The sequence below is a fragment of the Bacillus sp. 491mf genome (genome assembly GCF_900112415.1).
GTDB lineage: Bacteria > Bacillota > Bacilli > Bacillales > Bacillaceae_G > Bacillus_A.
On the sequence record NZ_FOLV01000017.1, the window covers coordinates 42,220 to 65,312 of the forward strand.

The 23,093-nt window shown below is 36.2% G+C and carries 20 protein-coding genes and 1 pseudogene; 14 read left to right on the forward strand and 7 right to left on the reverse strand.

What is annotated here, in order from left to right:
* Nucleotides 1-17: 17 nt before the first annotated feature.
* Nucleotides 18-154: pseudogene (locus tag BM211_RS27580) on the reverse strand (IS4 family transposase); the annotation flags it as partial.
* Between the two features lie 252 nt (nucleotides 155-406).
* Here BM211_RS27580 and BM211_RS15990 point away from each other — a divergent pair.
* A complete protein-coding gene (locus BM211_RS15990; RefSeq protein ID WP_081904872.1) occupies nucleotides 407-553 on the forward strand; it encodes an FbpB family small basic protein in 147 nt (48 codons plus the stop codon).
* A 196-nt stretch (nucleotides 554-749) separates the two neighbouring features.
* Here the strand turns inward: BM211_RS15990 and BM211_RS15995 are convergent, their stop codons facing one another.
* Nucleotides 750-1,202 carry a 2-thiouracil desulfurase family protein gene (locus BM211_RS15995; RefSeq protein ID WP_090998541.1) on the reverse strand — a complete coding sequence of 151 codons (453 nt, stop codon included), beginning with the start codon at nucleotides 1,200-1,202 and terminating at the stop codon, nucleotides 750-752.
* A 98-nt stretch (nucleotides 1,203-1,300) separates the two neighbouring features.
* Between BM211_RS15995 and BM211_RS16000 the strand changes: the two genes are divergently transcribed.
* The gene (locus tag BM211_RS16000; protein WP_035433343.1) at nucleotides 1,301-2,191 is read left to right on the forward strand and encodes a helix-turn-helix domain-containing protein; all 891 of its coding nucleotides are present in this window, start codon (nucleotides 1,301-1,303) and stop codon (nucleotides 2,189-2,191) included.
* A gap of 16 nt (nucleotides 2,192-2,207) precedes the next feature.
* Here BM211_RS16000 and BM211_RS16005 read toward each other — a convergent pair whose 3' ends face one another.
* From BM211_RS16005 to BM211_RS16020, 4 genes are all read right to left on the reverse strand, one after another.
* Complete coding sequence (locus BM211_RS16005; protein ID WP_035433342.1) at nucleotides 2,208-3,458, reverse strand: MFS transporter; 1,251 nt, start codon at nucleotides 3,456-3,458, stop codon at nucleotides 2,208-2,210.
* 172 nt (nucleotides 3,459-3,630) lie between these two features.
* Complete coding sequence (locus BM211_RS16010) at nucleotides 3,631-3,948, reverse strand: magnetosome magnetite crystal formation protein family (RefSeq protein WP_035433341.1); 318 nt, start codon at nucleotides 3,946-3,948, stop codon at nucleotides 3,631-3,633.
* Nucleotides 3,949-4,131: 183 nt separating this feature from the next.
* Nucleotides 4,132-4,608 (reverse strand): GyrI-like domain-containing protein, encoded by a 477-nt coding sequence (locus BM211_RS16015; RefSeq protein ID WP_371261886.1) that lies wholly within the window; start codon nucleotides 4,606-4,608, stop codon nucleotides 4,132-4,134.
* A 262-nt stretch (nucleotides 4,609-4,870) separates the two neighbouring features.
* Entirely contained in the window at nucleotides 4,871-5,860 is a 990-nt protein-coding gene (locus BM211_RS16020) for an NAD(P)/FAD-dependent oxidoreductase (protein WP_035433339.1), read from the reverse strand.
* Between the two features lie 572 nt (nucleotides 5,861-6,432).
* On the opposite strand from BM211_RS16020, the gene BM211_RS16025 reads away from it, so the two are divergent.
* From BM211_RS16025 to BM211_RS16080, 12 genes are all read left to right on the forward strand, one after another.
* The gene (locus BM211_RS16025) at nucleotides 6,433-7,641 is read left to right on the forward strand and encodes an NAD(P)/FAD-dependent oxidoreductase (protein ID WP_035433338.1); all 1,209 of its coding nucleotides are present in this window, start codon (nucleotides 6,433-6,435) and stop codon (nucleotides 7,639-7,641) included.
* Nucleotides 7,642-7,828: 187 nt separating this feature from the next.
* Nucleotides 7,829-8,326 (forward strand): NUDIX hydrolase, encoded by a 498-nt coding sequence (locus BM211_RS16030; protein WP_035433337.1) that lies wholly within the window; start codon nucleotides 7,829-7,831, stop codon nucleotides 8,324-8,326.
* 15 nt (nucleotides 8,327-8,341) lie between these two features.
* A complete protein-coding gene (locus BM211_RS16035) occupies nucleotides 8,342-8,659 on the forward strand; it encodes a YuiB family protein (protein ID WP_035433336.1) in 318 nt (105 codons plus the stop codon).
* A gap of 85 nt (nucleotides 8,660-8,744) precedes the next feature.
* Complete coding sequence (locus BM211_RS16040) at nucleotides 8,745-9,371, forward strand: 3D domain-containing protein (protein ID WP_035433334.1); 627 nt, start codon at nucleotides 8,745-8,747, stop codon at nucleotides 9,369-9,371.
* 87 nt (nucleotides 9,372-9,458) lie between these two features.
* On the forward strand, nucleotides 9,459-9,839 hold the full coding sequence (locus BM211_RS16045) for a DUF309 domain-containing protein (RefSeq protein WP_035433332.1): 381 nt from the start codon (nucleotides 9,459-9,461) through the stop codon (nucleotides 9,837-9,839).
* A gap of 62 nt (nucleotides 9,840-9,901) precedes the next feature.
* Complete coding sequence (locus BM211_RS16050) at nucleotides 9,902-11,389, forward strand: leucyl aminopeptidase (protein WP_090998543.1); 1,488 nt, start codon at nucleotides 9,902-9,904, stop codon at nucleotides 11,387-11,389.
* 163 nt (nucleotides 11,390-11,552) lie between these two features.
* Nucleotides 11,553-13,280 carry a phospho-sugar mutase gene (locus BM211_RS16055; RefSeq protein ID WP_090998545.1) on the forward strand — a complete coding sequence of 576 codons (1,728 nt, stop codon included), beginning with the start codon at nucleotides 11,553-11,555 and terminating at the stop codon, nucleotides 13,278-13,280.
* A 486-nt stretch (nucleotides 13,281-13,766) separates the two neighbouring features.
* The gene (galU, locus tag BM211_RS16060; RefSeq protein ID WP_035433327.1) at nucleotides 13,767-14,651 is read left to right on the forward strand and encodes a UTP--glucose-1-phosphate uridylyltransferase GalU; all 885 of its coding nucleotides are present in this window, start codon (nucleotides 13,767-13,769) and stop codon (nucleotides 14,649-14,651) included.
* Between the two features lie 140 nt (nucleotides 14,652-14,791).
* Complete coding sequence (locus BM211_RS16065) at nucleotides 14,792-15,796, forward strand: glycosyltransferase family 2 protein (RefSeq protein ID WP_035433324.1); 1,005 nt, start codon at nucleotides 14,792-14,794, stop codon at nucleotides 15,794-15,796.
* A gap of 12 nt (nucleotides 15,797-15,808) precedes the next feature.
* Complete coding sequence (locus BM211_RS16070) at nucleotides 15,809-16,231, forward strand: GtrA family protein (RefSeq protein ID WP_035433322.1); 423 nt, start codon at nucleotides 15,809-15,811, stop codon at nucleotides 16,229-16,231.
* Nucleotides 16,232-16,311: 80 nt separating this feature from the next.
* Nucleotides 16,312-19,008 (forward strand): YfhO family protein, encoded by a 2,697-nt coding sequence (locus BM211_RS16075; RefSeq protein ID WP_090998546.1) that lies wholly within the window; start codon nucleotides 16,312-16,314, stop codon nucleotides 19,006-19,008.
* A 128-nt stretch (nucleotides 19,009-19,136) separates the two neighbouring features.
* The gene (locus BM211_RS16080; RefSeq protein WP_035433319.1) at nucleotides 19,137-21,683 is read left to right on the forward strand and encodes a YfhO family protein; all 2,547 of its coding nucleotides are present in this window, start codon (nucleotides 19,137-19,139) and stop codon (nucleotides 21,681-21,683) included.
* A gap of 28 nt (nucleotides 21,684-21,711) precedes the next feature.
* Here the strand turns inward: BM211_RS16080 and BM211_RS16085 are convergent, their stop codons facing one another.
* A complete protein-coding gene (locus BM211_RS16085; RefSeq protein ID WP_090998548.1) occupies nucleotides 21,712-23,088 on the reverse strand; it encodes an O-antigen ligase family protein in 1,377 nt (458 codons plus the stop codon).
* Between the last annotated feature and the right edge of the window lie 5 nt (nucleotides 23,089-23,093).

Consider the following 23,093-nt stretch of genomic DNA (forward strand, 5'->3'; position numbering starts at 1 on the left):
TCTTGCTCCTATTTTGCGTCGTTACTAGTGCCGTGGTCTGCCTCCATTTCTAGAAATTCTCTAAAGAGTAGCTCATACTCCAACTGAATCTTCACACCTGCTTCAGAAGCACTCCCCCAGATCCTTTATAGCTCTCTGCATAGGAAGTTGACAATGGTCTAAAGATGGACACTCTTTTTGTGTGAAAACTAGTTTCGCGTCATCTGCATAGTATCGACTTCTATGATGGGAAAATAAATGTATTTTTTCGTCGGAGTTTATAGATTTCATGAAATGTTCAAATAATTATCCTTTGAAAACAAGAAAGTTATAGTATCATCTAATTAAGTAGAATTTTTCGACAAATAAAGACAAGTTTTTCATAAAGAGTGAAAAGTTTTATAGAAAATAAGGAGGAATGATTAAGATGAAAAAGCATAGTAAATTAGGAAATAAATCTTTTAAAGAATTGGTGCAAGAAAATAAACAAAATATATTGAATGATAAACAAGCGATGGAAAGAATCGAGCAACGAATTGAACAGCGTTATGAGACGAAAAAGTCGGCTTCGTAATAAAGCGAGTTTGTGTAAATAATGAAAATTTGATTCACAGATAGAAAATGAAAAGAAGATAACAATCTATATAAATGTAAACGAAATGAATTTATCCCGCTATTCGTGGACAGTAAGACCCCCACCTCAAAATTCCGAGAAAATCGAAGAAGATAGGTGGGGGATGAAGAAAACCCCCACTGATTAAAGTTTCACTTTATTCTTTTGTAAAATCCTCCTCGGAAATCACTGTAAACCCATGTCGTCTAAATAATGCAGTCGTAACGCCGTAACCATTTTGTTTTTGCCCATTAAAATCCCCAGTGTAAATAATAGAACTTCCGCATGACGGACTGTGTTCTTTCAAAATAATATATTCAGGATTTAAGTCTTTTATTTGATTCAATGCTTTATAAGCACCTGCAATAAAGATGTCTGTTACATCATTTCCGTCTCGGTCTATTACCTTTGCAGTTCCGTCCAAGACATCGTCTCCGTTTCCGCTGATAATTTCAGCAGGTGTACGAGGCGTTGGTAATCCGCCTAACACTTCCGGACAAATAAGAATTGTTTCTTCTTTTTCGAGTAGTTCCCCAATCTTTGCGACGAGATTATCGTTTCCGTCATAGCGGCACGCAACGCCAGCTAAACATGCACTAATTACGATCATTTTTTCACCTCAGTTTGATAAATTTTATTTTAATCATACAACAAAATCTTCCGCCACTTTTATGTTTTTACTCTTATTTATACATGGGGGCGATAAATATGAGTAAATTGTATTCATTAATGAAGCAACATAGTGAATTCCAAAATAAAGAAGAGTTTAATACATATCAAGAGCAGATTTTGATGCAGTATCAAACTGAGATTAACAAAACGGATTTCCTTGTCATTCGTTTGTTAGGGAGATATGCGGTGAATGAAAAACAAAAAACAGTTGGCGTTGCATGTCCGTTAATGGAAACAATCGCGGTGAAAATAGAAAAAAGTATTCGAACTGTGCGCCGCTCTGTTGCGAAGCTTGAACAACTTGAGATTATTAAGCGTGTGTTTACGAAAGAAAGACATAAGCGCGGCGGATATAGTGCGAATTTGTATGTGTTTTGTAAACAGGCTGTTGACCGCATGAGTGACCGCATGCAAATGACCGCATGTGAAAATGGCGAAAGTGCAGAAGACTGTAAGGAGGAGCGCTTGAATGAGGAGACGGAAACTAGTGTTTATGAAAACAATTTCAAAATACAACAGAAAACAAAAACGTATAACATGGATGCGACGTATTGTCGTCATGATATACCACAGCAATTTATAAATGCAATTGCACCGATGTCGCAAAATCCACAAACAATTAATTTTGCTTGGAGTAAAGTGGAACTCGCTTACAAAAAGAGTGGTTTGTACGAGGTAGGGCTGTTATGGGAGCAACTGATGATTCATGATGATATACAAGTGCAAATCATGCGGCGGACAAAAAGTGTTGTTAGGGCGTATAAGTGTGGTGAAATTCGCAAAGATTTTGGAGCGCTTTTATATAGTACGATGCAGGCGTTATTTCTAGATGTTGCACTAGATTGGGGGGCGGCAGCAAGGAGGAATAGCGGGATTGTTTTATATAATCCATTTGAAAGTGAAAAAAGAAAAGAGTTATGCGTCTGAGGCATAACTCCTACTTTTAATCAAATTTCCGTACAACTGGAACGCGAATTGCGATAAAGAGTACAAAGACAATGACCGCAATAGCGCCGCTTTTCATCACTGTAACAATCGGTATTCCGGCTGCTAAGGCAAGTGATGTAACTGCATAAGAAATCGGGATAAAGCCCATTGACGATAGCATGAGTAAGCTCATTACGCGGCCCATCATTTCTTCTTTTACAGTCGATTGAATCATAGCCATTAACGGCACAATTGCCATTGCGATTGTAATGCCGTAAAAGCAGCCGGAAAGAAGCGCTTGCCAAAGTGTTGTACTGAAATTAATAGACAAGAAGAAAACACCTGACAATAGCATCATAATAATGCAAAATAACCCGCGGCGGCGATTAATATTTCGCAGTCCAACGATAACAGCGCCAATGGCCATCCCGCCGCCAACTGCTGCTTCTAAATAACTAAATTGCAAAGAGTCACCGTGCAGTACATTTTTAATAAACAGCGGAAATCCAACTTGCATTGGCCCAATCAAAAATAAGTTTAAAAAGGCGCTGCAAATAAGAAACGTTGATAAAAACGATGATTCTTTCACATAAAGAATGCCTTCTTTAATAGAAGTGAACATGCTTTTATTTTCATTCTTTTCTTCTTGTCCTACATTTGAATGGACTTTTTGAATTAGTATGGCAGCGATAATTAATAATAGAATGGTTACTGTAAAGATTGTCTCGTAATTACTAAATTTAATCAGTATCCCGCCAAAGACGGGGCCGAAGATAACTGATGCTTGGTTTGTCATTTGTGTAAGTGAATTTGCTTGTGTAAGACGCTGCTTCGCTACGAGCTCAGGTAAGATAGAACCATCAGCGGACCAGAAAAAGGCATCAGCTAAGCCGAAGAAAAGTGCAAATAAAGCAAATGTGTATAGTGTGACGTGACCGACAATAAACCAAATGAGAATGATCGCAACAAGAAATGCCCGAATAATATTAGAATAAAACATAATATTTTTTTTCGGAAATTTGTCTGCGACAGCTCCGCCGATAATCATGAAGATGAGGCGTGGAACACTAAGAGCGACAAAAACAACGCCAAGTGATGCTTCTAAATTTAACGTTTTTGCTATGTACCACGTTTGAGAAAACGTAAAAAATGCTAAGGCAAAGCTTGAAAATAGAGTAGCTGCCCAAAGAAATAGGAAGTTTGTATTTTTTAATAAAGGTACTTCCGTTTCTTCTAAGGCGGGTTTACTTTTCTGTAATTCCTCCATATGAATCCCTTTCTGTCATATGTCTTTTTATCTTTGTTAACAGTTTCGAATCTTTCTATACAGATACTTTTTTATTGTATTCAAAAAATCGGGATTTGCCCAGCGGATTTTTTAGCTGAAAAAGGAAAAACCACCAAATGTCTCTTAGGGGAGGTATTGGGTGGTTGTATTTTTATCCTTTAATAACTTGAATTCCTTTTACCATATTCCAAATAAAGTAGTATAGGCTAATTAGGGCACAAATACATGCCACAATTACTGAGCCAATCGCAAGTGTCTCATCTGGTTGATTAAAACCAACACCCAGAACTCCTAATACTGCAAGTCCTATCAAGATTGCAATGCTTGGAAGAATATGTGTCCATAGAGCGCGTTTAGCATGACCTCTTGTTTCATAATCGCCTACAATCCAAACGATTACCGGGAACAAGATAGGGGCAAAAAGAACACTAAAGTAAGAAAGCGCAGATAATATTTTATTTCCATTCATATATATCACCTCATAAAGTTGTGTTTGCTTGTTGTTTATATGCTTATTATGTAGGAGAACTTGTTGGCTTACTATCGCCTAATCTTACAGAAACATAACAGTTTTGTAAGATTAGGCGATAGTAATGTAAGGTTTAAAACGAATGCACAAAAAGACACAGCCGCCGCTGTGTCTTTTTGTGCATTAAGATAGTGCAATGTAAATATCAACTTGAGCATCGTTTGGATCGAAAGCTCGTTCGTCATACAGTTCGAAGTCTGCTGTAAAGGCGCGGTTATTTTCTTTTGACCAGTCCCAAATGTCTTGCCATGTTTCTGCGATGATTTCGGATAGTGGTCCTCGGCGCGTTGTAAATACGGCGTACGTAGCAGCTGGGATTGTGAATGATGTCATGTTTTCTGGTGTATCAATGACAGTAGAAACAGGAACAGCAATTGTATACGTATAGCGACCTGTTTCATCAGATTCATAGTTGGAATATAGTGCAAGTGTTTCTGTTTGTGTAGCTTTGTTTGGAATTTGATTAGTGATTTGTTCTTGGAAGTATCGATTCCATAGGTGAGGGATGTTTCCAGCACTGGACATTTCCAGTTCGTTGTTTGTAGTAATAGAAATCCCGGTGGCTTGAAAAGCTTCTTTTTTTATAAGTGTAGGTTGCATTATTATATCATCCTCTCTTTTTTTCGTTGGGAACAAACGTTCTTATCGATTGTACCATAATTATACAGTGGGAGGGTAGTCGATTGTGTGTCGAACATCGTCGAGTGGTCTTTAAATTGTGTCGAAGCGCCGATAAACGTTCCAATTCCGTCGATATATCGTAAAAAGCGCCGATAAATGCCTCAATTCCGCCAATATATTGTTGGGCGCATAAAAAAGAGACTGATTCCAAATGTACATCTTTGGAATCAGTCTCTTTTTATTAAAACATGCTAGAACTATGCATTGGTTGCAGCTTTGCATTTGGATCGAAGTATGCTTTTGCGTTGTTTACTGCTGTTGGTGCTTCGCCAAATCCGCATGCGATTAGTTTTACTTTCCCCTCGTATGTGCAAATGTCACCAGCTGCGTAAATACCAGGGATGTTTGTTTCCATTTTGGAGTTTACAACGATGCTGTTCTTTTGGATATCTAATCCCCAGTCTTTAATTGGACCGAGAGAAGAGACGAATCCATAGTTAACGATGACATCATCAACATCAATGATAAATTTCTCTTCTGTTTTCACATGTTGTAGGACAACTTGTTCAATTTTCTTCTCACCGATCAGCTCAACTGGAACGTATGGTGTTTTTACTTGTGCGCGTGAGTTCATTAACGTTTCGACGCTATGCTCATGTGCGCGGAATTTATCACGGCGGTGAACGATTGTTACTTCTTCTGCGATTGGTTCTAACATCATTGTCCAGTCCACTGCAGAATCTCCGCCACCAAAGACGATAACGCGTTTGCCGGCAAATTTGTTCATATCATCAACGAAATAGTGTAAGTTTGTTTTTTCGAATTTTTCTGTACCTTCTAATTCTAAACGACGTGGCTGGAACGCACCATTTCCAGCTGTAATGATAACGGATTTAGAATAGTGTGTTTCTTTATTTGTTACAAGTTTGAACACGCCATCTTCTTGTTTTTCTAATGTTTGAACAGCCTCTTCTAAGCAAATGGTTGGTTCGAACTTTTTCATTTGTTCTTTTAAATTGTTAATCAGTTCTTGTGCACGAATTTTCGGAAAACCTGCGATATCATATATGTACTTTTCAGGATATAATGCGGATAATTGACCGCCGAGTTGTGGCAAGCTTTCAATAATTTTTACGCTTGCTTGTCTCATACCGCCATAAAAAGCTGTGAATAATCCAGTTGGGCCTCCACCAATAATAGTGATGTCGTATACCTTTTGATTTTCTGTCACTGTTTACTCCCCCTATAATTAGGAAATTTTTCGTGCGTATCCTATATACACTCGTATGTATGTTATACGAAACTTCCATGAGCGGAGTGCAAGCGCACTCAAGACAAATAATATCATATTTTATGAAAAAATACTGTAGAAACGACTGAATTGTGTATGCACTTCGTATAGATTTATTATATAGAAGAAACTCGCCAATAAGTAAGGATGTAATGTTTGGTAATTATGTGTATTTTTGTTGGTATTTCAGTATATATACGGCATAAGAGAAAGTGAAGGAATCCAGTAAGAAGCTGTATTTGCTTCGCAAATAAGCAAATGTCGAAAACTTAAAAAGACCATGTTATTTTAAAATATCGATAATTCTACAAGTGCTTGAAAAGTAAAGAGAAAACGACTAATATAGGAAAGTAAATGTGGTAATTTTTTGTGACAAATTTCGTAACATTTTTTGAACTTGTTATTGATTTTGTTAAGAATGTGAAAAAATCTACATTCTTAGCAGTTAATTTGTTTTAGCACTATTTTTATTATTTTTAAATATCTATATAAAGAAGAGGGGTGTGATTAGGTTGAAGAAGCCAAAAATCGTAGTTTTAGGCGCAGGTTATGGCGGAATGATTACTACTGTTCGTCTGCAAAAAACATTATCTGTAAGTGAAGCTGAAATCACATTAGTAAATAACAACAGCTATCATTATCAAGCAACTTGGTTACATGAAAGTGCAGCTGGTACGTTGCATCATGATAAGGTTCGTTTAGACATTAAGGATGTAATCGACACAAACAAAGTAAACTTCGTGCAAGACACAGTTGTAGAAATTAAAGCAGCTGAAAAGCGCATTATCTTAAAAAATGGCGAGCTAGAGTATGATTACTTAGTAATCGGTCTTGGTTTCGAGTCTGAAACGTTTGGAATTAAAGGATTAAAAGAGCATGCATTCTCTATCGCTAACATTAATGCAACTCGTCAAATTCGTGATCATATGGAGTACATGTTCTCTTTATATGCTTCAGAAAAACGCGATGAGTTAGTTACAATCATTGTCGGCGGTGCTGGATTTACAGGTATCGAGTATGTAGGTGAGCTTGCGAACCGTATTCCTGAGCTTTGCAAAGAGTATGATGTTCCACGCGAAAAAGCGCGTATTATCTGTGTTGAGGCTGCTCCAACAGCACTTCCAGGTTTCGATCCAGAGCTAGTTGAGTACGCTGTAAAACAATTAGAGAAAAAAGGTGTAGAATTCCGCATCGGTACAGCAATTAAAGAAGCAACTGAAGAAGGTATTATTGTTGCAAACGGCGACGATGTAGAATTATTGAAATCTGCAACTGTAGTTTGGGCTGCAGGTGTTCGCGGTAACGGTATTGTAGAAGAGTCTGGTTTTGAAGCAATGCGCGGCCGTGTAAAAGTGGATGAGTACATGCACGCTCCAGGTCATGAAGAAGTATTCATGGTTGGTGATGCAGCGTTAATTATTAACGAAGAAATTAATCGTCCATATCCACCGACAGCACAAATCGCAATTCAACAAGGTTACAACATTGCACATAACTTAGCTGTTCTTGTTCGCGGTAAAGGCGAAACGCAGAAGTTTGTATTCGATAACAAAGGTTCTGTATGTTCACTAGGTCATGATGATGCAATGGGCGTTGTAATGGGCAAAAAATTAACTGGTTGGAAAGCTTCATTCATGAAGAAAGTAATCGATAACCGTTACTTGTTCATGCTTGGCGGACCTTTATTAGTTCTGAAAAAAGGTAAATTAAAACTATTTTAATTTATAATTCAAAACAGAAATGGCTATCATAGCTATTTCTGTTTTTTATTTTTGATTTTACTGAATATTTGGATGTTTGTAAAGTTCTTTTTACAAAGGGGGTCTCATTCTCCTTTTGGAATCTTTATAGTATAATGAAAGAAAAGAATGAATATTCTGTTCGTTTGTCCGGAAGGGGTTTCTAGTAATGAGTAAACGTGGAAAGGTGTGGTTAGCTGTAAGTGGCCTTGTCATAACATCAGATGGAAGATGGCTTGTCGTTAAGAAGACATATGGCGGATTAAAAGGAAAATGGTCATTGCCTGCTGGTTTTGTTAATGAAGGCGAAACGGTCGATCAAGCAGTGCAACGCGAGGTGTTAGAAGAAACGGGAGTTGCTACGAGTGTAAAAGGAATCATGGGTGTTCGATCGGGTGTCATACAGGGTGAGATTAGTGATAATATGATTATTTTTCTTTTAGAGCCAAAAGGAGAAGACATTGTCATTCAAGAGCGAGAATTGTCTGAAGGAGCATTTTTGTTTCCAGAAGATATCATTCATGATGAAAATGCTTCTGTGTTAATAAAATATTTATTAGAAGCGATGCCAGCTCCGCTATTACAAATGGACGGGATGTTAAATCCAGGGGAACAGTTTGGTTATACAGCATATAACGTTTTTGTTGGAGATACAGAAAATAAGTAAGAAGGGATGGAAATAATGAGCATACCTGTTTTGTTAATTTCTATGATGTTATTCTTAGTTTTATTTTTTGGAATTGGTTTTTTATTAAATATGATTTTACGGGCAACATGGGTGATGCTTGTTGTATATCCGCTTATTTGTGTATTTATTATTGATAAAGTTGATTTCTTAGATTATTTTGTAAAGCCGAAAGAAGCATTTTCTTCATTAGGAACAAGTTTTCTTCATCTTGGACAAGCTGACATTTTCATTTTATCAACGGGTTTAGTTGGTGCTGCTCTGTCTGGTATTGTAATTAAATCATTGCGGCAACGTGGATATCAAATGTTTTGAAGTTCCTTTCTGAGGAGCTTTTTTTCATGAATATTTTCTTCATCGGTTGGGGCACAATAACGATGAAGGAGTGTGGAAAATAAAAATGATAAAACGATATAGCATTCGGATAATGATGGTTTGTTTATTTGTATTTGCATTGTGTGTAACTTGGCAAGCTATGTCAGGAATCTCTCTTTCTGAAATGATTCATATGTATAAGAAAAATGAAGTGAAAGTAGTACACGCAGCTGAACAAAATAAGCAGGCGATTCCAAGTACCGAAGTTATTCGTGCTTTAGAGAATGCAAAAGATTGGTCAAAGTATCGCCAGATGGAAGTTACGGCAACAGGATATACGGCTGGTATGGAGTCAACAGGAAAAACAAAAGGACATCCTGGGTACGGGATTACATATTCCGGTGTGAAAGTAAAGCGGGATATATATTCAACAATAGCAGCTGACCTTCGCGTATTTCCGATTGGGACAATCTTATTCATACCTGGATATGGATACGGGGTTGTGGCGGATAAAGGCGGTGCAATTAAAGGGAATCGTCTTGATTTATATTATGAAACCGTGCGAGATGTATACGATCAATGGGGAAAGAAAAAATTGAATGTTTACGTTGTAAAAACGGGAAATGGCAAACTTACTGAACAAGATTTAGTACTTTTAAATGAAGACGAAACAATGCAAGTGTTTCGCGCACAATATTTAAAACAACAGTAGTCTAGACGCTTGTGGCGCTAGACTATTTTTTGTTAGTTATTATAAAGTGAAATGGAGAAGAAAAAGCGCAGTAAGGGGAGAGAAGTCATGGAAGATTATCCTTTAGCGTATTATGAGTTTTTTATAAAGTATAACGAAGGCGATTATTATACGTGTCATGATTTATTAGAAGAAATGTGGCTTGAAGACCGAGAGAATTTGTTTTTAAAAGGTTTATTACAAATGACAGTCGCACAGTATCATTATAGCTACGGGAATATAAAGGGCGCACGAATGATGATGGAAGTAGCTGAAATGTATTTAACTCCGTATTGCAAGGTTTATTGGGATTTAAATGTTGAAAAAGTTGTACAATTCATTCAAACGTGTCGTAGAATGTTACCGAAAGAGATCGATCAAATTCCATATGAGCAAATTCAGGATTTGCCCAAATTCCCGCCATTTAATTTATATATGGAAGAAGTTTGAATTGTCGCATTTTCCTGAAAACAAGAGTATAATAGGACATAGAAAAAACAGGGGGTGCTGATATGTTTCAAGTACAAAAAGAATTAGCAAGCCATGAAGCAGTAGTTGTTGCTTTATTTGAAGATGAAGTAATGAGCAGTTTTGTAAACGAATTAAATCAAGCGTTCGATGGATATGTACAAGTGCTACTAGATGAAAAGGAACTTTCTCCAAAGAAGAAAGTCATTTCAAAAGTACATAGTTTAGGAAAAACAAAAGCAAAGCGTTATTATTTTGTCGGTCTTGGCAAAAAAGAAAGATATACGACAGAAACGCTGCGCGGTGCACTTGGAAAATTAGCGAAAACATTGCAAAATGCGAAAGTGAAAAATGTTGCATTTATGTTAGATTCATTCGTTACAGATAAGATGGATGCTATTGATGTTGCGCATATTGCAGCAGAAACATATTCTCTTGGCACATATGAGTTAGTAACATATAAAACAGATAAAAAAGAAGCTCATCAATTAGAAAGCTTTGCTGTGATTACAAAGGAAGATTCGCAAGAAATTGAAGCTGCATTAACAGTTGGCTATGTGCACGGACAGGCTACAAACTCTGCGCGTACGCTTATCAATATGCCGCCAAATATGTTAACGGCAACAGCTTTAGCTGATTATGCGGTTGAACTAGCAGAAAAGTACGATATGGATTATAAAGTTCTTGAGAAAGAAGAGATGGAAGATCTTGGAATGGGCGCTCTGCTTGCGGTAAACCAAGGTTCTACAGAGCCGCCAAAAATGATTGCTCTTTTATATAAAGGGAAAGAAGAATGGACAGATGTAATTGGTTTAGTTGGTAAAGGGATTACATATGATACTGGTGGGTATTCTCTAAAACCGCGTGAAAGCATGGTTGGCATGAAAGGCGATATGGGCGGTGCGGCAGCTGTTCTTGGCGCAATGGAAGTTATCGGTGAACTTCGCCCAGAGCAAAACGTAGTGGCTGTTATTCCTTCTACAGACAATGTGGTGAGCGGCACTGCATTTAAACCAGATGATGTGATTACATCGATGAGCGGTAAAACGATTGAAGTATTAAATACGGATGCAGAAGGTCGTTTAGCGTTAGCGGACGGTATTACGTATGCGAAGAAGCTTGGAGCAAATTATCTTGTTGATGTTGCAACATTAACAGGTGGTGTGATTGTTGCTCTTGGAAATCATACAACAGGTGCTATGACAAATAATGAAGCATTTTATGAACAAGTGTTAGAAGCATCGATGGAAACAGATGAGACAGTTTGGCAATTACCAATTTTTGAACGCGATAAAGAACGTGTTCGAAATAGTAAGTTAGCCGATTTAAATAACTCGCCAGGACGTGAGGGCCATGCGATTATGGCAGGTGTATTCATTGGAGAATTTGCAGAAGAAACACCTTGGGTACATTTAGACATCGCAGGAACATCTGATACAACGAGCGCACATGACTTAGGTCCGAGCGGAGCAACAGGGGTAATGGTACGTACATTGGCAACACTTGTTGAGAGCTTTGGAGATGAAGAATAAATGAGGAAAGGATTGGCATTTGCCGATCCTTTTTTTTTTTGAGTGCGTTACTGTTTTTTTGTGATAAATAGGGAATTAAATGTTGTAAAAAAATAAAAAATATTGAGGGAAGCATAATTTTTTTCATATAATGGGACTATGCTGATTGAGAGGAGAAAACAACATGGAATGGAACAAAGAGTATGAACGCTGGATTTCCTTTGCAGATTTAGATGCAGAGTTAAAGCAGCAACTAGAAGAAATGAAAAGTGATGAAAAGAAAATTGAGGATAGTTTTTATAAAAATTTAGAATTTGGTACAGGGGGTATGCGCGGAGAATTAGGCGCTGGTACAAATCGCCTAAATGTGTATACTGTCCGTAAGGCAACTGAAGGTTTGGCTCGTTTCATTGAAAAACAAGGTGAAGAAGCAAAAGCACGCGGTGTTGTTGTTGCATACGATTCTCGCCATAAGTCTCCAGAGTTTGCGCTGGAAGTAGCAGCAACATTAGGTGCTCACGGAATTAAAACATACGTATTTGAAAGTCTGCGCCCAACGCCAGAATTGTCATTTGCAGTGCGTTATTTACATACGTACAGTGGTATCGTTCTTACAGCGAGCCATAATCCACCTGAATATAATGGCTATAAAGTGTACGGAGACGATGGGGGACAATTGCCTCCAAAAGAAGCGGATGAGTTAATTCATTATGTAAATCATGTAAGCGATGAATTGACAGTAGAGGTTGCTGATGTAGAGCAACTGAAACAAAATGGTCTTTTACAGATTATCGGCCAAGAAGTTGACGATGCATATTTAGAGCAATTAAAAACAGTTATTCTAAATAAAGAGCTTGTGAAGGAAATTGGACAAGACTTAAAAATTGTCTTCTCGCCTTTACATGGAACATCTAACATCCCGGCTCGCCGCGGATTAGAAGCAGTTGGATTTAAAAATGTAACCGTTGTAAAAGAACAGGAACAGCCAGATCCAAACTTCTCAACAGTAAAATCACCAAACCCAGAAGAGCATGCTGCGTTTGAATTGGCAATAGGGTATGGTGAAGAAATTGATGCGGATGTCTTAATTGCAACAGATCCAGATGCGGATCGTCTTGGCGTTGCAGTTCGTAATCATGATGGCGAGTATCAAGTGTTAACAGGAAACCAAACGGGTGCTTTAATGCTGGATTACTTATTATCACAAAAGAAAGAACAAGGCATTTTAGCAGCAAACGGTGTTGTATTAAAAACAATCGTTACATCCGAGTTAGGACGTACAATCGCAAAATCTTACGGACTTGATACAATCGATACGTTAACGGGCTTTAAATTTATCGGTGAAAAAATTAAGCAATATGAAGCGAGCGGAGAATATGAATTCCAGTTCGGTTATGAAGAAAGTTACGGCTATTTGATTCGTCCGTTCTGCCGTGATAAAGATGCGGTACAATCTGTATTATTTGCATGTGAAGTTGCCGCTTATTATAAAGCGCAAGGTAAAACATTATATGATGGTTTACTTGAAGTGTTTGAAAAGTACGGATACTTCCGTGAAGGACTAGTTTCCTTAACGTTAAAAGGAAAAGACGGAGCAGAACAAATTCAAAATATGATGACATCGTTCCGTGAGAATAGACCGACAGAAGTGGCTAATTTAGAAATAACGATTGCAGAAGATTATAAAGCGAGCGTTAGAACAAAAGTAGAAGAAAATGTGACGGAAGAAATCAAATTACCAAAATCAAATGTATTAAAGTATTATTTGGCAGATGGTTCTTGGTTCTGCTTACGCCCATCTGGAACAGAGCCGAAAATCAAGTTTTACTTCGGTGTACAAGGAGATTCCTTACAACATAGTGAAGAGAAGCTTGAAGCGATTAAAGAAGATATTATGAATCGAGTACAATAAAAAAGGGAGAAATCCCTTTTTTTTGTTGTATAAAGATGTGATAAATTAGTAAAAGGTAAAGATATTAAGAATTTTTTCATTGTAGAAAATGGTGGAAATAAGGAATGTGCATAGTAAACCGTTTCATGGGAAAGGACTTCTCAAAATAAAGGGTTTCTTTCGCAAAATCAGTTCACATATCGTTCGCTTATTATGTTATCAATCTATGACAAGTTTGAGGAAACCTTGACTAATGAAGAGACAATCATGTAAAATTTGTAGGGAATGTCACCTTGTCATAAAAAACAAGGGAATATTACAAAGCAAAAAGGGTGTAAGATTCCTAGAGCGAGATAATACAAGAGTTAATATGACGGGGTGTTTCGTATGTATGTTCTCTATATTAAGTGTGCTTTGTACAATAAATTTATCCTGTGTAGGATAAATTAACTGATAGGAAATAAAAAATGTTCGCCATGTAAAACCATAAAGAAAGAGGTTGTAAACATGAAAAAAGTAAGAAAAGCTATTATTCCTGCTGCTGGTCTTGGAACACGTTTTTTACCGGCAACGAAGGCAATGCCAAAAGAAATGTTACCGATTGTTGATAAACCAACAATTCAATATATCGTTGAAGAAGCAGTAGCTGCTGGTATTGAAGATATTATTATCGTTACAGGTAAAGGAAAACGTGCAATTGAAGATCATTTTGATAATGCTTTTGAATTAGAACAAAATTTATTAGAGAAGAAAAAGTATGAGTTACTTGAAAGAGTACAAGCTTCTTCTAAAATGGTTGATATTCACTATATCCGTCAAAAAGAACCAAAAGGTTTAGGGCATGCGGTATGGTGTGCGCGCAAATTCATTGGTGATGAGCCGTTTGCTGTATTACTTGGAGACGATATTGTGCAAGCAGAAACACCTTGCTTAAAACAATTGATCGATGAGTATGAAAAAACATTGTCATCTGTAATTGGTGTGCAAACAGTTCCGGAAAATGAAACACATCGCTACGGTATTATTGACCCATTAGAAAAAGAGGGTCGTCGTTACCAAGTAAAACAATTCGTTGAAAAACCAGCACAAGGTACAGCACCTTCAAATTTAGCGATTATGGGTCGTTATATTTTAACGCCTGAAATCTTCCGCTTCTTAGAAGAGCAACATATCGGTGCTGGCGGTGAAATTCAATTAACGGATGCAATTCAAAATCTAAACGAAATTCAACGTGTATTCGCTTACGATTTTGAAGGAACACGTTACGATGTTGGTGAGAAGCTTGGCTTTATTCAAACAACAATTGAAATGGCACTGCAACATGACGAATTAAAAGAAGATTTACTACAAATTATGCAAAAGTTAGTACAAGAACAAGCGGTTAAAAATTAATTATTTATAGATGTGCAAGATTAGACATAGTGAATTGGAGAATGAGGTATTCTAAGGGAAACGTCCAATTTACTATGTCTAATCTGTGCTTATAAATTGTTCTTTACTGAGAAAATTTGAAAAAGAAAGGGGTACCTTCTTTGAAGACTATTACAATTTTAGTGCCGGCATACAACGAAGAAGAAGTGTTAGATCAGCTGTATAGTCGGTTGACGGGCGTAATTGAGTCGGTGCCAAATTACAACTTCGAGATTTTATTTGTGAATGATGGAAGTAAAGATAATACATTAAATATGATTAAAGAGTTCCGAGTACGCGATAATCGTATTTCTTATGTAGATTTATCTCGTAACTTTGGAAAAGAAACAGCGATGATCGCAGGACTTGATCATGCGGCAGGTGATGCAGTTATCATTATTGATGCTGATTTACAAGACCCGCCAGAATTAATCCCAGAAATGATTCAATATTGGGAGCAAGGCTATGATGATGTTTATGCAAAAAGACGTTCTCGTGCAGGCGAATCTTGGGCGAAAAAATGGACAGCTGGAAAATTCTATAGCCTATTAAAGAAAACGACAAGAATCCCAATTCAAGAAAATACAGGAGATTTCCGTTTATTAGATAGACGCTGCGTGGAAGCATTAAAGCAAATTCGTGAAACACAGCGTTATACAAAGGGAATGTTCAGTTGGATTGGTTACAATAAGAAAGAAATTTTATTTGACCGCGATCCACGTGCAGCTGGTGAAACGAAATGGAACTACTTTAAGCTAATCGATTTAGCAATTGAAGGAATCACATCCTTTACAACGGCTCCATTACGTCTTGCATCCTTCTTCGGATTCACCGTATCATTTGGTGCATTTTGTTACATGCTTTGGATTATTATTAAGACACTTATGCATGGGGAATCTGTAAGCGGATATCCATCAATGATGACAGCGATTTTATTCCTTGGCGGTGTACAATTAATTGCAGTTGGAATTATCGGTGAATATTTAGGGCGTATCTTTAACGAAACGAAAAATCGTCCACTATATTTTGTAGATGAGTATAACGATGATAAAGTAACAAATTTAGATGAAAAACCGGCAGCAAAGTTATATCGCGTAGAAGACCATAAAGTAAAATCAAATCGTTAGGGGATTAGAAACGTGAATAACAAAACGAAAGAAATCTTTAACTATTTGCTTTTTGGCGGTTTAACGACGCTTGTTAATATCGTTACGTATTTTGTTTGTGCAACTTTAGCAGGAATGGATTACAAAATTGCTACGACAATTGCATGGATTGTATCTGTGTTGTTTGCATATTTTACAAATAAAAAATACGTATTTAACAGTCAACCAACAAGCTTTGCCCACGCGCTGAAAGAATTTTTCTATTTTATGGGTTTCCGCGTATTATCATATTTTATTGATATTGCATCCATGGTTGTATTAATTGAATGGTTAGGTATCAATGATTTAGTGTCCAAAATTATTGCAAATGTTATTGTTGTAGTTGTTAACTATTTTGCAAGCAAATATATAATCTTTAAAAAGAAGGTCGACGTGAAACAAGGCCAAAATGCATAAAAAACAAATAGCTTGGCTTGATGCCGGCTATTGTTTTTTATATATATATTTTCGAACTAGGAATGATATGGAGGAGTGTAATGCAACAGCTGTTAGATTTATTTAAGAAAAAGAAATTTTTATATGCATTAGCTTTTTTCCTTCCGTTTTCTATTTATGGTGTAATGTTTATACTGATTGGTATTGCTCCATTTGGACAAAAGTCAATTCTTATTACTGATTTGCACACACAGTATGTACAGTTTTACACGTATTTATATGATGTTATAAAAAATGGAAAAAGCATTTTTTATAGTTGGGAAGGCGGAATGGGACTAAATTTTCTTGGCGTATTTGCCTACTATTTAGCAAGCCCGTTTTCTATTTTAATTCTCTTTTTTGATCGTGCTCATATTCCAGAAGCAATTATGGTTATGACATTATTGAAGGTTGGATTAGCTGGTGTGACAATGACGCATTATTTAAGTCATATGATGAAGCGTCGTGAGATTACAATCGTATCATTTTCAACTTTTTATGCATTAATGTCATTTGTAACAGTGTATTCCTTCTGTGTTATGTGGTTGGATGCAATTTACTTACTGCCACTCATTATGCTTGGAACTGAGAGGTTGTTGACAACTAAAAAATATGGATTGTTTATTTTTAGTTTAGCTCTTACGTTTATTACAAACTTCTATATTTCTTATATGGTAGGGGTCTTTACATTTATTTACTTTGTGGCGCGTTTCTGTGTCCTGTATGACGTTCGTAATGTAAAGCAATTTATGCGAAAATTTGTATGGTTCTGCATTGGAACAGGTTTAGCAGCTGGAATGTCAGCGTTTATTGTACTGCCGACATATATGGACTTAAAGAGCAACTTTGCAGAACGTACGAAATTGCCATTTTCTACAGCGTTTAATTTCGATCCATTTGATTTTTATAGTCGTTTCTTTAATGGAATTACCGATACAACAGTTAATGGAATGCCAAATGTGTATGCTGGTGTATTAACGCTATTACTTGTTCCATTGTTCTTTGTAACAAAGAAAATTTCATTAAAAGAAAAAATTGTGTACGGGGCAGTAATGCTGCTTTTAGTTCTTTCTTTTGAAATACCGTTTTTAAATATTGCTTGGCATGGTTTTGAACCACCAACAAATTTCCCATATCGTTATTCGTTTGTATTGTCATTCTCACTTATTTATATGGCTGTTCGAACGTTTATGATCTTTGGAGAAGAATTGTTACCGGCATTGAAAAAGGTTGTTTTCTTTAACCTATTTATGATTGTTTTACTTGGGAAAGTAGCACCTTCTTATATGCAATCCAACAAAATGATGGCAAACATCTTTTTCGTTGTTGTGTATGCGCTGTTACTATACGCAAAAGTTCGAGTGAAAAAGAACAAAGCGCTCATATCTTTCGCATTAGTAGCTATCGCTTCGTTAGATATTGCACTCAACACAGTATATATGATTAAGTTAATGGGTTATGAGTATGGCTACATTAATCGTCAGGAATATGCATCTCCATATCCGAGATATGAAGAAACAATTCAAAAGGTAGCTGAAAAAGACAAAGGGCTATATCGCATGGAAACGACAATGGGAAGAACTTGGAATGACGCAATGCGCTTTGGGTATAAAGGACTTACTCATTTCAATTCTGTTGCGAATGGGCACTTGAATTTATATATGCAAGATTTAGGTTACGGTTATTTGGACGCATTAATTTTGCAAAACGGTCAAGGAATTGTTTCAACTGATACCTTATTTGGTATGAAGTATATGATTTCAGATCGTCCATTAAATAAATATGGTTTTGAAAAAGTCGATAATGTCGGCGATATTTCCGTATATGAGAATAAAAATGCTCTTCCGTTTGGATATATGGTCAATAAGGATGAGTTTGATACAAAAGGAAAAGCGAAATTAAAGGTTGAAAAAACGAACTATACAAACTCATTTGAAGAGCAAAATAAACTAATTGGTAAGTTAAATGGACAACCTGTTAGCTATTATAAACCGCTTGAACCAACTTCTGTTCAATATAATAACTTGGTGGTAGCAGATACAGAAAAAAGTAAAAAGCAACTTGCTGCTGAGAAGAAAAAAGAGGCTCTTACAAACCAAAAGCCAATTCAGTTAGTTAGACAACAAGATGATAAGACAGCGAGCATCAAATACGTGTTGGACGTTAAAGGAAAACAACAGCTATACACAAAATTACGTGTAGAACCAACTGGTGTAACAAAGGTTTACGTAAATGGAAAAACATTAGGTAAAACAATTGGTGAAGGACCAGACAGCGACGTATCTGATTATCCATCTTATTATTGGAACAATGGTATTCTTGATCTAGGCTATTTTGAAAATGAAAAAGTAGAAGTAGAAGTGAAGGTAAAACGTCAGTCCGTTGAATTAGATCAACAGTTGTTCTATGGACTTGACATAAATACATTTGAGAAGCGTGTAGATGAATTAAAACAACAACCACTAAACATAACAAACTTTACTGGCCGCAGTGTTCAAGGAAAGATTGATGTAAAACAAGATAATCTTCTTTTCTTATCTATCCCATATGATAAAGGATGGAAAGTAACAGTTGACGGAAAAGATGGGAAAGTACTGAAATTGAATGATGCATTTCTTGGAGTAGAACTACCAAAAGGAACACATACAATTGAATTGAAGTATACATCCCCTGGGTTTGTAGTAGGGGTCATCGTTTCTGTTATTAGCTTATTGGCAACGATTGTTCTTTGTTTTATCGTGTCAAAGAAGAGGAAGTAATGTGAAAGAGAATCCTTTCTAAGCAGGGGTAACAGAACCTGTTTAGGGAGGATTTTTTTTACATATATTCAATAATGTGAGAAAATAGAAAATATGCAAAAATAAAAATAAAACAGGAGCATAAAATAATGAAACAATTAAGAGGGTTGTATGGGATTCTGTTCTTTTTTATTCCATTCGGGATACTGCTTTTAAGTTATGCCATATTTGGTATGTATCCGTTTGGGAATTATTCAGTATTAATTAGTGATTTAAGCACACAATATGTTCAATTTTATTCTTATTTACATAGCGTATTTACAGAAGGTAACAGTTTACAATATACAGTAGAGTTAGGCGGGGGACTTAACTTTATTGGAACATTTGCTTATTACTTATCAAGTCCGTTTTCTGTTCTTCTTTATTTCTTTAATAAAGGAAACCTTCCAGAATTTATTTTTCTTATTACTCTTTTAAAAGTAGGATTCGCGGGAGTAACATGCGGCTTGTTTTTACGTTATGTGATAGGAAAACAGCATAAAGGGTTGTTATTGTTTTCAACTGCTTATGCATTATCAGGCTTTGTTATGGCCTACTCGTTTCATGTAATGTGGCTAGATGGCATTGTGTTTTTACCTGTTGTTTTACTAGGGGTTGAAAAACTTTTACGAGATAAAAAGATTATTTTCTTTACGTTTGCTTTAGCAATTATGTTTATCGCAAATTTCTATATTTCCTTTATGTTTGGGATTTTTACCTTCCTTTATTTTATGATTCGACTCTTTACACAATATGAGTTTCGAGATATAAAAACATGGGGAAAACATTTTCTTCTTTTCTGCATCGGAACGGGACTAGCTGCTGGAATAGGAGCGGTGATTATTCTTCCGACTTTTGAAGCATTAAAGAGTAATCCGTATAGTATCGGTTCAACGGAATTCAAATTAGAATGGAAACTTGATTTACTTCTTTTCTATTGGAAGCTATTATCTGGTGGATATGATTCAAGTTTATTTGGTACACCAAATGTATATGCATCCATATTAGTACTCGTACTATTACCTGTATACTTTGTTAATCAAGAAATTAACAAAAGAGAAAAATTCTTATCTATATTTGTATTTCTGTTCTTAATTTGTAGTTTTGCAATTCCATTTTTAAATTTAGCATGGCATGGAAATAAGTGGCCAAATGCATATCCATATCGTTTTGCGTTCGTCTTTGTGATGTTAGCTGTGTTTATGGCAGCGAGAGTATTTCAACATATTAGTCGAAAAGATGTATTGCCGTTATGGATTAGTTATATCATCCATTTGATTTTATTGTATGCATTGTCAGTGAAACATTATGAAGTAGTTCATAGTAAGATACTGATCATAAACGCTATCCTGATTACATTTATTGTAGTCGTATTGCATATTCGCATGATGAAACCGTCATTAACAAAAATAACGACAGGATTATTACTTCTTTGTTTAATATGCGATATAGGTTTTAATACAAGAAAATATATTCATGGACTACATAGAGAAATGGCTTATACAAAGCGTGACGAGTACGAAGTGAACAAAGATGCCAAACAAGCTATTCAATATGTAAATGAAATGAATACAGAGCGATATCGTGTAAGTTCTAAATATCAGCGAACGCTAAATGATTCCCTGCAATATGATTATCCATCTTTCCAAACATTTAACTCGATGGCAAATGGATCATTTCATCGCTTTTTAAAGCTAACGGGCTATTCAACGTCTCCGGACTTTTTAGTAGCCAATAACCATGGTGATACGTTGCTCATGGATGCGATTTTAAAAATTGGATATAAAATTGAAGAAGGCATCGTACCAAAATATGGACATGAAAAAATAAATCAATTTGGTATTGCGAATGTGTTTAAGGTTAACAATATGATTCCATTTGGTTATCCAATCGAACATATACCTTCTAAAAAAGAAGAAAATCCTTTTGTTTTCCAGGAAAAATTGATTAATATAAAAGAGGGAACACTCTTTAAAAAGCTAGAAGATCCAAAAATTTCTCTTCAAAACATGGCGGCTATTTCAGGACAAGAAGGGAAATATGAACGAGTTAACAAGGAAAAACCGGGATATATTACGGTTCAAGTAAATATACCAAAAGAGGTTCAATTATACGGATTAGCTACAGGGATTGAAAATTGGAAAGACGTTATGGTGAATGATCAGTATCCATGTTATTTACCACCAGATATCGAAAAAACTTTGATTGATTTTGGGTACTTCCCCAAAAATGGGGTCACAACGATGAAAATCAAGGTTGAACAGGAAGATGTCTTTTCATTGAGAGGTTTACAGTTCTATGGATTAGACATAGACAAATTTAATGAGACAATAAAAGCATTACAAAAAAGTAGTATGAAGGTTACTGAAAATCACGGAAAAATGGTTAAAGGAAATATTGCATTAAAGAATGATGCTACATTCGTATTCCCGATTCCTTATGATGCTGGTTGGTCAGTTACAATCGACGGGAAAGAGCAGCCTACTACAGCAGTTGTGGATGGATTGCTAGGAGTGAAGGCGGAAGCTGGTAATCATGAAGTTGTACTTTCTTATCATTCGCCAGGATTAAAACTTGGTATGATAATTTCTGGTGTGAGCATCATCCTTACGATATTGTTTACGATTGTGCAGGTAAGAACGTTACGGAAAAAGTAATATAAGAAAGAAAAAAGCTACTGAACTCTCAGTAGCTTTTTTTCGTGGCATGCTGTATATACCCGGCTGTTAAAAAGAAATACATCATAAATGAAGCATTTTCTAATATGTTATAAAATGCGCTGCCAATAATCGCTCCAACTATTAAATATAAAGTAAGAGGAGCGAACGGTACCTTTCTCCTATATTTCCAAAGAAGAGAAAGGAATCCAAAGGTAAATCCTGCACATAAGAGCACGCCGATTATACCTGTCTCAGCGAGTATTTGAATGTATTGATTATCAGAATAAAAATTCCATGTAATCTCATATTTTTTGTAAATAGGCGATGAGAAAGTTTGCGTAGCAGCATCCCCAAATGTCCCAAATCCATAGCCAGTAATTGGTTTATCCTGAAAGATTTCAACAGCTTTTTTGACGTAGTAAATGCGTCCGTCTTGTTTACTAAGTTCAACTGTGTCTTCTGATAATGCCTCTGTAAATCGTTTTACGCCTACTTGGTCTCCCTCTAAATAGTTCGTCATTTTTGAGATGCCTACCGCACATAGGGATGACAAAAGGGAAATGACTAGCAATGATCTCCAAATTGGAATCTTTCGGTGGATACATAGATAGATAAGCCCAAAGACGATAACTGTTAAAAAGGCACCACGTGAATACGTAAGCCATAATGTTGTGGCTATAAGTGTAAGCCCTATATATGTGACATATTTCATTTTCCCTGATACGTGTTGAAGAACGTATAAAGAAATAAGAAGAGCTAACGTCAAATATAATGCCAATTCATTTGGACCGCCTGCCATTCCGTATATCCGGATTTTATTTGTCGGAGCAAGCACAAGATCTTTCCAAGCTTCTGGTAATAAAATGGTGCGTAGTGATAGTTTTTCAATTAAACCTTGCACGGATATAATGACAGAAGCAATAAAGGTAATCTTCGCAAAAAATGTGATATCCTCATGCTGAATAGTGATGCGCGAAACGATATAGTATAAAAAATAAAATAGAAGCAATGTGTGTAATTGCATAGCAATTGCAATGATTGAAACGCCGTTTAATAGACCGACCCCAGCGCCAAACAAGCAGAAAATAAAATATAATATTTCAAAGTAACGGAATGAAAAAAGCTTTGAAATATTATTTCGATATTGCAATAATAGACGCACTAAGAGCGCAATGATAATAAATAGACCGATAAACTTTAACCCGGAATTAAAAGCAACGAGAAAAGGGCGCATCGGAATAAATAGTAATATATAAGCAATACCGAGCTTTTCATCTCGAAAAGTAGCACATGCTAGTACGAAAGAAATGAAAAGCCCGGTATAAACTGATGGAAACAGTAAGCCCAATATAATGAAGAAGATACTTGCCCATATATAGTAGAATCGAGTTGAATGTGTCATATATA

Coding starts and splice junctions, on each gene's coding strand:
- BM211_RS16035 (WP_035433336.1), top strand. CDS start 8,342: ATGAGCATACCTGTTTTGTTAATTTCTATGATGTTATTCTTAGTTTTA.
- BM211_RS16000 (WP_035433343.1), top strand. CDS start 1,301: ATGAGTAAATTGTATTCATTAATGAAGCAACATAGTGAATTCCAAAAT.
- BM211_RS16050 (WP_090998543.1), top strand. CDS start 9,902: ATGTTTCAAGTACAAAAAGAATTAGCAAGCCATGAAGCAGTAGTTGTT.
- BM211_RS16045 (WP_035433332.1), top strand. CDS start 9,459: ATGGAAGATTATCCTTTAGCGTATTATGAGTTTTTTATAAAGTATAAC.
- BM211_RS16055 (WP_090998545.1), top strand. CDS start 11,553: ATGGAATGGAACAAAGAGTATGAACGCTGGATTTCCTTTGCAGATTTA.
- BM211_RS16030 (WP_035433337.1), top strand. CDS start 7,829: ATGAGTAAACGTGGAAAGGTGTGGTTAGCTGTAAGTGGCCTTGTCATA.
- BM211_RS16085 (WP_090998548.1), bottom strand. CDS start 23,088: ATGACACATTCAACTCGATTCTACTATATATGGGCAAGTATCTTCTTC.
- BM211_RS16015 (WP_371261886.1), bottom strand. CDS start 4,608: ATGCAACCTACACTTATAAAAAAAGAAGCTTTTCAAGCCACCGGGATT.
- BM211_RS16040 (WP_035433334.1), top strand. CDS start 8,745: ATGATAAAACGATATAGCATTCGGATAATGATGGTTTGTTTATTTGTA.
- BM211_RS16010 (WP_035433341.1), bottom strand. CDS start 3,948: ATGAATGGAAATAAAATATTATCTGCGCTTTCTTACTTTAGTGTTCTT.
- BM211_RS16075 (WP_090998546.1), top strand. CDS start 16,312: ATGCAACAGCTGTTAGATTTATTTAAGAAAAAGAAATTTTTATATGCA.
- BM211_RS15995 (WP_090998541.1), bottom strand. CDS start 1,202: ATGATCGTAATTAGTGCATGTTTAGCTGGCGTTGCGTGCCGCTATGAC.
- BM211_RS16005 (WP_035433342.1), bottom strand. CDS start 3,458: ATGGAGGAATTACAGAAAAGTAAACCCGCCTTAGAAGAAACGGAAGTA.
- galU (WP_035433327.1), top strand. CDS start 13,767: ATGAAAAAAGTAAGAAAAGCTATTATTCCTGCTGCTGGTCTTGGAACA.
- BM211_RS16080 (WP_035433319.1), top strand. CDS start 19,137: ATGAAACAATTAAGAGGGTTGTATGGGATTCTGTTCTTTTTTATTCCA.
- BM211_RS15990 (WP_081904872.1), top strand. CDS start 407: ATGAAAAAGCATAGTAAATTAGGAAATAAATCTTTTAAAGAATTGGTG.